Source organism: Corynebacterium sp. HMSC035E02 (assembly GCF_001836065.1).
Classification (GTDB): domain Bacteria; phylum Actinomycetota; class Actinomycetes; order Mycobacteriales; family Mycobacteriaceae; genus Corynebacterium; species Corynebacterium hiratae.
In genome coordinates this window covers 71,134-80,022 of sequence record NZ_KV827291.1, presented here as the reverse complement: position 1 = coordinate 80,022, position 8,889 = coordinate 71,134, and the positions used below count along the sequence as shown (strand labels likewise).

7 protein-coding genes and 2 pseudogenes are annotated in these 8,889 nt (G+C 60.7%); 4 read left to right on the top strand and 5 right to left on the bottom strand.

Features of this window, described 5'->3' with window-relative positions:
* Window positions 1-516, bottom strand: a pseudogene (locus HMPREF2635_RS13575) (HNH endonuclease); the annotation flags it as partial.
* Window positions 517-630: 114 nt separating this feature from the next.
* Entirely contained in the window at window positions 631-2,088 is a 1,458-nt protein-coding gene (gndA, locus tag HMPREF2635_RS00695; RefSeq protein ID WP_070821089.1) for an NADP-dependent phosphogluconate dehydrogenase, read from the bottom strand.
* A 43-nt stretch (window positions 2,089-2,131) separates the two neighbouring features.
* Between gndA and HMPREF2635_RS00690 the strand changes: the two genes are divergently transcribed.
* The gene (locus HMPREF2635_RS00690; RefSeq protein WP_049154649.1) at window positions 2,132-2,578 is read left to right on the top strand and encodes a PaaI family thioesterase; all 447 of its coding nucleotides are present in this window, start codon (window positions 2,132-2,134) and stop codon (window positions 2,576-2,578) included.
* A gap of 3 nt (window positions 2,579-2,581) precedes the next feature.
* Here HMPREF2635_RS00690 and corA read toward each other — a convergent pair whose 3' ends face one another.
* The gene (gene corA, locus HMPREF2635_RS00685) at window positions 2,582-3,655 is read right to left on the bottom strand and encodes a magnesium/cobalt transporter CorA (RefSeq protein WP_049154650.1); all 1,074 of its coding nucleotides are present in this window, start codon (window positions 3,653-3,655) and stop codon (window positions 2,582-2,584) included.
* A gap of 83 nt (window positions 3,656-3,738) precedes the next feature.
* Between corA and HMPREF2635_RS00680 the strand changes: the two genes are divergently transcribed.
* Window positions 3,739-4,341 carry a class I SAM-dependent methyltransferase gene (locus HMPREF2635_RS00680; RefSeq protein WP_070821088.1) on the top strand — a complete coding sequence of 201 codons (603 nt, stop codon included), beginning with the start codon at window positions 3,739-3,741 and terminating at the stop codon, window positions 4,339-4,341.
* 17 nt (window positions 4,342-4,358) lie between these two features.
* Here the strand turns inward: HMPREF2635_RS00680 and thiD are convergent.
* Both thiD and HMPREF2635_RS00670 read right to left on the bottom strand, forming a co-directional pair.
* Window positions 4,359-5,174, bottom strand: a pseudogene (gene thiD, locus HMPREF2635_RS00675) (bifunctional hydroxymethylpyrimidine kinase/phosphomethylpyrimidine kinase); the annotation flags it as partial.
* Between the two features lie 97 nt (window positions 5,175-5,271).
* The gene (locus HMPREF2635_RS00670) at window positions 5,272-6,615 is read right to left on the bottom strand and encodes an NAD(P)/FAD-dependent oxidoreductase (protein WP_049154653.1); all 1,344 of its coding nucleotides are present in this window, start codon (window positions 6,613-6,615) and stop codon (window positions 5,272-5,274) included.
* Between the two features lie 186 nt (window positions 6,616-6,801).
* On the opposite strand from HMPREF2635_RS00670, the gene HMPREF2635_RS00665 reads away from it, so the two are divergent.
* Both HMPREF2635_RS00665 and HMPREF2635_RS00660 read left to right on the top strand, forming a co-directional pair.
* Complete coding sequence (locus HMPREF2635_RS00665) at window positions 6,802-8,094, top strand: class I SAM-dependent methyltransferase (protein WP_070821087.1); 1,293 nt, start codon at window positions 6,802-6,804, stop codon at window positions 8,092-8,094.
* A gap of 58 nt (window positions 8,095-8,152) precedes the next feature.
* On the top strand, window positions 8,153-8,875 hold the full coding sequence (locus HMPREF2635_RS00660; protein ID WP_070821086.1) for a glycerophosphodiester phosphodiesterase: 723 nt from the start codon (window positions 8,153-8,155) through the stop codon (window positions 8,873-8,875).
* Window positions 8,876-8,889 lie beyond the last annotated feature (14 nt).

Sequence of the window (8,889 nt, the reverse complement as noted above, 5' to 3'; positions counted from 1 at the left end):
GAAGAAGACGTCGTTGGCGGCTTGAAGCAGATCGGTGTTGTTGGTGGATTCTAAGACTGCGCGCATGTTGGCAATCGTGGTGGCGTCATCGGTAATGGAGAGTGTGTTAGGGCCTTGCTCTCGGTAGGTGATGCGCACACCTGGTTTCGCGGTTCTTTTACGTGTGAGTTCTTTCAGCCGCGCGGTAGCAACGGTGGGGATGCGGTGTGCTGGTGTGGCGGCGAGTTTGGCTCTAAGGTTCCACGCATCCAGGGTTTTCTTGACCTTCGACACGTAGGTTTCGATGAGTGTGAGGGTGCTCAGGCTGTGGCGTTGTTGAAGGGCGGCAGCGCGTGCCTTTTTCTGTTTGCCGGTAAAGCGGGTGGGGCCGAAGTACACCTGGTTAAGGCCGGCAAGCTCTGTGGCGTCGGCTGGGTCGGCGCCGAGCGCGCGGAGCTCGTCGGGTGTGCCAGGTATGTGTTCCACCAGCGCAATCCCCGAGTTGCGGAGGCGGAGGTAGGTTTCAATATCCCCCATGGGCACGAAGATTAAACCAGCACCGTGTACCCCGCAACCGGAAGAAGAAAACTCCTGGTTAGAGGGGTAGTGGGGCTGGTGCGAGAAAAGCCCCTCAGGTGAGGGGCTTGGCAGCTACATCTCGGTGAGTGAGCGGTCACCCGACCATTCGATATGGAAGGTGCCCTCGCGGTCCACGCGCTTGAAGGTGTGGGCGCCGAAGAAATCGCGCTGGCCCTGAATCAAGGCCGCAGGGAGGCGCTCGGCGCGCAGGCTGTCGTAGTAGGACAAAGAAGAAGCAAACACGGGTACCGGCAGCCCCAGCTGGGTGGCAGCCACAACGACGCGACGCCACGGGTCAATCAGGTTTTCCAGCTCACCCTTGAAGTACGGGTCCAGAATGAGGGCCGGAAGGTCGGCGTTATTGTCATAAGCCTCACGGATACGGTCGAGGAACTTCGCGCGAATGATGCAGCCACCGCGCCAGATGGTAGCCAAGTCACGCGGGTCGACGTTCCAGCCGAACTCGTCCGAACCAGCCTTGATTTCATCAAAGCCCTGAGAGTAGGCAATGAGCTTTGCGGCATAGAGCGCACGGCGAACGTCCTCGACGAACTCCGCCTTGTCCACGTTGAGATCGGTAATCGTACCGGAGGGCAGCTGACCCTCTTGGGCGGCGGCACGCTGCGCGGTGGCCGAGGAGAGCGCACGCGCGAACACGGATTCCGCAATGCCGGTGATGGGGACACCGAGCTCGAGGCCGTTAATGGCGGTCCAGCGGCCGGTTCCCTTTTGGCCGGCGGCGTCCACGATGACGTCGACAAGCGGGGCGCCTGTGTCCGGATCGGTTTGCGCCAGCACCTCGGCGGTGATTTCAATGAGGTAGGAGTCCAGGTCGCCGGCATTCCACTCGCGGAAGACCTCAGCGATTTCAGCCGGATCCATGCCCGCGCCATAGCGAAGGAGCTGGTAGGCCTCTCCGATAACCTGCATGTCGGCGTACTCAATGCCATTGTGCACCATCTTCACGAAGTGTCCCGCACCATCCGGGCCGATGTGAGTCACACACGGTGTGCCGTCCACCTCAGCGGCGATGGATTCCAGGATCGGCCCCAGAGTTTCCCAGGACTCGGCCGGACCGCCGGGCATAATGGATGGGCCGTTGAGCGCGCCTTCCTCGCCACCGGAGATGCCCGCGCCGACGAAGTGACGGCCCTGAGCTGCGACCTCCTTCTCGCGGCGAATGGTGTCCGTGAACAAGGCATTGCCACCGTCGATGATGATGTCGCCCTCATCCATGGCCTCGGCGAGCTGGTTAATGACGGCGTCGGTAGCCGCGCCCGCCTGCACCATGATGATTGCCTTACGTGGGCGCTCCAAGGAGGCCACGAAGTCCTCAACGGTCTCGGAAGGGATGAAGGTCCCTTCATCGCCATGCTCGCTGATAAGCGCGCGCGTCTTCTCCGGGCTGCGGTTGTAGACCGCGACGGTATTTCCGTTGCGGGCAAAGTTGCGCGCGAGGTTGGAGCCCATGACGGCTAGGCCCACAACACCAATCTGAGCGAGATCTGTCTTTTCAGCAGTTTGAGTCATGTCAACCATCCTACGTCACCGAAATCCACTAACCTGGTGTGGCATGAAACACTCTGAAATCTTCGAAAAGCTCGTAGCAGTATCCCAGGCACGGCCGCTTAACGCCGAGGAACTGCAGCTCATCAATTCTCACCCGCAGGGCCTAGCCGGGCTCATTGGTTTGCGTTTCACGCACATCTCCGCTGATGAGATTCGCTCTGAGGTTGACGTTGTTCCGGATCACCACCAGCCCTGGGGCGTGGCGAATGGAGGGCTTTTCTGCACGATTACGGAGTCCACCGCATCTGTGGGCAGCCTCATCCTCGCAGGCAAGCCGGTTGTCGGCGTGAACAACAACACAGATTTCCTCAAGCCCGTTGCCGAAGGCACCGTCACCGCCGTCGCTACGCCGCTGTACAAGGGCCGCCGCACGCAGCTGTGGGAGGTCAAGATCAGCCAGGGCGATGTACTCCTCGCTGCTTCCACGCTGCGCACCATGGTGGTGCAGTAGCCCCTACAACCAGTTATTGCGCCGGAACCACCACCACATTCCGGCCACCACTAAGATCATGAGGCCAATTGCCCCGTAATAGCCCCAAGGAAAATGCAGCTCCGGCATGATGTCGAAGTTCATTCCATAGATACCTGCTACAAGTGTTGGCGCTGCCCACATGCCAACCACCGCGGAGATCGTGCGCATGTCGGAGTTCTGCTGCATGCTGATCTTGGCCACGGAGGCGTCGATAAGCGAGGTCAAGCGCTCATCGAACCCCGACACGTGGTCCTGGACCACCAGCTGGTGGTCGTTGACGTCGCGGATATAGGAGCGAATCGTCTTCGGAATGAGATCCTTGTGGTCCGCTACCATCGCCCGCAACGCTGGGGAAAGCGGCACGATCGCGTGCTTCATCTCCAAGATTTCGCGCTTGAACATGTAGATACGGTCGATGTTGGGCAGCGAATTCGGAGTGAAGATTTCTTCTTCTAATTCGTCGACCTCGATGGCGATGAGGCGGCAAATCTCCGAATAGCGGTCCACCATCATGTCCAGGATCTTCCACGCCAGCGAAATGGGGCCCTGCTCGACGAGGTCTTGCTCATCCTGGATCACATAGGCGAGATTGGGCAGCTTGGCGGAGTGGCGCACCGTGATAATGAACGTGGCACCAATGATCATCTGGATTTCACCAGTGGAGATAATTTGGCGCTTATCGGCGACCTCGTCGTGGTCGCGGTAGTTCACCGACCGTGCCACCACGAAGAGCTGGTCGTCGTAGCGCTCCAGCTTGGGACGCTGGTGCGCCTGGACGACGTCCTCGACGATGAGCTCATGGATGCGGAATTCAGCCGCTACCTTCGTCATCTGCGATTCGAGCGGCTCGTGCAGGCCTACCCACACGAAGCCGCGGCCGTATTCTTCCACGGTTTGCAGCGCGCTGTGCGGGGTAAACTCACCGGGCAGCGCCTCGCCGTCGATGAACACTCGGCAGTGCTCAATGGCACGCTCGACAGGCACGGAAAAACTCGGCGTATTATTGTCCGAAGTGTTTTTCTTGCGTGGCTTGAATGGTGACGGTACAGATGGCATCGTGTCTCAGCCTCCTTCGCTTCGTATAGGCGTTTTATCAGAGCGGCTAAATCTTACACCTCTAAAGGCCTATACTCGTTGTCATGCCTACCTGGAAAGAAGTAACTGCTGCGAACCCCGCCCATTCCCACAACTTTGCACGGAAATGGAAGACGCTGCGGGCCCAGGGTAAGGATATCGACGGGGAAGCCCGGCTTATCGACGCCATGAGTGAACGCCACTCCCGCGTCCTCGACGCCGGCTGCGGTTCCGGACGGCTCGGCGGCGAGTTGGCCAAGCGCGGGCATACCGTAGTGGGCGTGGACGTCGACCCGATTTTGATCGAACACGCGGTGAACGATTACCCGGAGGCTCGCTGGGAGGTAGGTGATCTTTCCGAGGAGGAAATCCCTGAGGATAACTTCGACATCGCCGTGGCTGCGGGCAACGTCATGACTTTTATAGCAAACGAAGGGCGCGAGGCGGCCCTGCGCAACGTGTTTAACGCGCTTCGCCCCGGCGGCCGCTTCGTCGTCGGTTTCGGCGAGGGCCGCGGCTGGGGCTTTGAGGAGTTCCTCGAACTGGCCCGCGCGGTGGGCTACCGAGTCGATTTCATTTTCTCCTCGTGGGACATGAAGGTCTTTAAGGAGAACTCCACCTTCATGGTGGCCGTGCTTACTCGTCCAGGTGCCGATCTGCTGGGCTAACTTTGTTTCTCCGCAGCCAGGCGCCGGAGCCGGTGGCCGTGGTCAACGGGCCCGTGTCCGTGTCCGACGTGAAGCGCATCGGCATGCTCAATCGCCTCGTGGAGCCACTCGGTGGCCCAAACCAGTGCTTCGTCGAGGGATTCGCCCGCGCCCAAACGCGCCGCTAGGGCTGAGGACAGCGAGCAGCCCGTGCCGTGCGTGTTCTTCGTATCAATCCGCGGGCAGGGCACGCGCGTGATATCGCCGGAAGGACTTACGGTCGCGTTATCGGCCTCGGCACCATCGAGGTGACCGCCCTTGACTACGACCCAGGTGTCGTTCTCGTGTGCCCACGTGGTTGCGACAGAGAGAGCATCATCAAAGGTGCGCGGTTCTGCTACGCCCGCGAGGACAGCGAGTTCCGGCAGGTTGGGTGTGACCACGGTCGCGCGGCGCGCCAGCTCCCGTACGGCGCGCTCCGCTTCCGGCTCGAGCAGGCGGTCACCGCTGGAGGCGACCATGACCGGATCGCAGACCACCGGCACACCCGCGGGGAGGGAAGCGAGGAAGTCGCTCACCGTTTCGGTGATAGCGACGGATCCCAGCATGCCGATCTTGACGGCGTCGATAGTCACGTCGTCCTTGACGCTTGCCAGCTGCTCACGCAGAAAATCCACCGGTGGGGTGTGGATAGCCCGCACGCCCTGCGTATTCTGCGCAACCAGGGCGGTCACTACGGCCATTCCATAGGCCCCAGCGGCCTCAAAGGACTTGAGGTCGGCGTGAATACCAGCGCCGCCCGTCGGATCGGTGCCGGCGATGCTGAGGACACGGGGCAGCGCAGGTTGGCTCACGGTTTCTCCTTAAGCTTGGCTATTCTTTCGTCTACCGTACATGACTAAAGAAAAAGGAGAGAGGAAATCTCCTCTCTCCTTATAAGACGCGTAAGACCTAGTGGAGGTCGCGGTCAATCACGTTGCGAGCAACGCGCTGCTGCTGGGTGATCTCCAGGTTACCGCGGTCGCGCGAGAAGGCGTTGAGCAGCCAGTGCAGCGCAACGAGGGTGCGGCTGCGGAAGCCAACGATGTAGAAGATGTGCAGTCCGAGCCAGGAGATCCAGGCCGGGAAGCCAGCGAACTCGGTCTTGCCCAACTTGACCACTGCGTTGAAGCGGGAAATGACGGCCATGGAGCCCTTGTCGAAGTACTCAAACGGCTCGGCCTCGTTAGCGGTGGACTCCTCATCAATCTTGGCCTCGATGAGCTTGCCCACGTGGTTGCCGCCCTGGATGGCCACCTGGGCCACACCCGGAAGGCGGTTGAGGGAAATCATGTCGCCGACGATGTAGACGTTCTTGTACTCACCAACCGTGAGGTCCTCGTTGACGGAGACGCGGCCGGCCCGGTCTGCCTCCACGCCTGCCTGGTCGGCAATAAGCTTGCCCAGCGGGGAAGCGGCGACACCTGCAGACCAGATCTTGGTCGCGGCCTCGATGGTGACCTCTTCCTCGGTCTTCATGTTCTTGTAGGTGACGGCGTCAGCGGTGACGTCGGTAACCATGGCGTTGAGGCGCACGTCAACACCCAGCTTCTCCAGGGTGCGCTGAGCCTTGCGGCCGAGGCGCTTGCCAAACGGAGGAAGCACCTGCGGCGCACCATCCAGGAGGTAAATCTTGGCGGAGGAGGAACCAAAGTTGGAGTAGGTGCCAGCGAAGGTGCGCTGGGCCAGCTCCGCGATCTGGCCGGTGAGCTCAACGCCAGTCGGGCCGGCGCCGACGATGACGAAGGTCAGCAGCTTTTCACGCTTGGCAGGATCCTCTTCCAACTCAGCCTTCTCGAAGGCGGAGATGATGCGGGAGCGGATCTCCAGGGCGTCGTCAAGCGTCTTCATGCCCGGTGCGTGCTCGGCAAAGTGGTCGTTGCCGAAGTAGGACTGGCCAGCGCCGGCGGCGACGATGAGGGAGTCGTAGCCGTAGGTGCGAACAGCGCCGTCAAGTTCTGCGGAGACGGTCTGTTCCTTGATATTGATGTCAGTGACTTCGCCGTTGACGAAGTTGACGTTGTCCTGATGGCGCAGGAGCTGACGCGTGGACGGGGCGATTTCGCCGGCGGAAATGACGCCGGTGGCTACCTGGTAGAGCATCGGCTGGAAGAGGTGGTGGTTCTTCTTGTCGATGAGGGTGATCTCAACATCCGCGTTCTTGAGCTTCTTAACGGCGTTGATGCCGCCGAAGCCGGCACCGATAACAACGACGTGGTGGCGGCCGTTACTAGGACGGTGGGGAGTTTGCGCCATGGTGATTGAATACCTTCCTGAAGAAAGCTTGATTATTTTACCCGAGTCAGTCTAAACCTTTCTAGCGGTACATGCATACTTTATGGGTTATTAACTGGCTTTTTGGGTCGCGCCTCCACCTCTTCGTGGCCCGCTCGTTTTACTCTAAGTAAATACGTGTGTGCGATGAGGAAGGCTGGCTAGAGCGTGTATTCCCACTTGGCATCGATTGACGCTGCGACGTGGCCCGGCGTAGCAACCGTGCCCTCACCGCGTTTGCTGCGCTTTACGGGCGGCCGGACTGAAGCGGAGTTTGCGCAGGCCTGCGCCAAAGCAGGGGTGGAGCTGGAAGGCGAGGAGCCGGATCTGGCTGTGCTTCACGACGCTCTCTTTTCCCGCATCGCCGACTCGGGCTGGCTGGGCCTGGCTGAGTCTTATATGGCAGGGGAGTGGACGACGCCCGATTCCGATCGCTTGGTCAAGGTTCTCCTGCGGCTGTTGGGGGTGGGGTATCGGCCGAAAGCGAAGGAGCTGGCGGTCGAGACTTCGAGTCCCGGCGAGCTGCCCCTCGATGTGGTGAAGCTGTACGCGGGTGACTCCTTGAGCCATTCGGGCGGAATTTTCGCCAGTGGCGTTCCCACCACGGTGCGCGAGGCGGTCCGCAGCTATAGCGCGCGGGTGGGGAGCAAGGAACCCAAGGAGCACTTCGTCGATGTGACGAGCGTGACCGAGCCTACGCACACGGACCGCGAGGACTTGGGTGATGCACAGCGCCGCGCTGCACAGTGGCTTCTCGATGCCACCCGCACCGGCGCCGGCACACACCTTCTGGTGTACCCGGCGACTGGGCTGCAGGTAGCAGTACAAGCCGTTGCCCGGCGCGCCACCGTTGACGTCCTTACGGGCGACACAGAGCAGCAGGCGCTGTTCGATGAACAACTGCTTCTCGAAGGCGCCGCCGACTCTGTCCATGTGCAGGGCATCGAAACGGCGTTGCCCAATCCGAAGAAGTGGCGCGGGCGCTATGACGCGATTGTCAGCGTAGAGAAGTTAGAGACGCTATCGCCCCCCGAGCGCCGGCGCTACGTACAGATGCTGGATCGCTCGCTGGTCAGCGGTGGGCGTGTGGCTGTGGCCTCGTTGTTCGCCACCGACGCGATGACCCCGGCCGCTCGGTCCGCGATTCAGGTTCTGCGCGCCTATATTTGGCCCGGATTGGACTATCCGACGATCGAGGAGACACACCGACTCTTTGATAGGCGTTCCAACCTGCGCATCATCGCTCAGGCCCACACCGGAAGCCACTACCTGGAAACGCTTCGCTACCAGCGTAGTTTCTTCGATGGGCGGCACCGCGAAGCGGCGGCAGCGGGCTTCGACCAGGTTTTTCGCCGCCTCTGGACCTTCCAGTTCGCTCTCCGCGAGGCGCTGTTCACCTTAGGAATGCTGGATGCCGTGCACGTGGTGGCGACGCACCGCAACCGCGGAGGCCGCCGCTAGCGGTCTACACTGGGCGGCGCCAGAAGCACAACCACTTTGCGGCTCGGAGGAAAAGAACATGGCAGACCGCACAGGAATTATCGCGCACCGAGGATATAACGGGTGGTTCCCGGAGAACACGTATCGTGCCTTCGAGGAGGCTCTCAAGCTTGATGTGGCCGGTGTGGAGTGCGACGTCAACCTGACCAAGGACGGGGAGGTTGTGGTTATCCACGACCAGACTGTGGATAGGACGTCGGACGGCACAGGCTCTGTCGGTGACATGACGCTGGAGGAGCTGCGCACACTCAACTTTGGTACCGACGAGGATCCCCAACGCATTCTGCTTCTCGACGAACTGGTGGACCTCATCGAGTCATCCCCCGGAAAGCAGCTGCTCATCGAGACGAAGCACCCGTCTCCTTTCGGGGCGCGACTCGAAGAATCGGTGGCCGAAGTCCTACGCAACCGACATCTCGATGCCGATCCACGGTTCAGTCTGATTTCCTTTAACCCTGAAGCAATTGCGCGATTCCGAAACCTAGTGCCATCCCTGCGCTCCTTTCTTCTCTTGGAACCGGATGCGGGACTACCAGATTCCCTCGAGGGCGCTTCGGGCTTCGGGCCTTCCATTCGCCAGGCACGGTTGGACGCTGACTTCTTTGCAGACGTCGACAGTCAGTCCTACGTCTGGACGGTGAATTTACCGAAGGACATGGAGTGGTGCCGGAACAATGGGATAGAGCTCATGGCAACGGACTTGCCAGAGCTAGCACTCGACGTTGTGCGCTCAGCGAGTTAACGCCAAGCTACGCC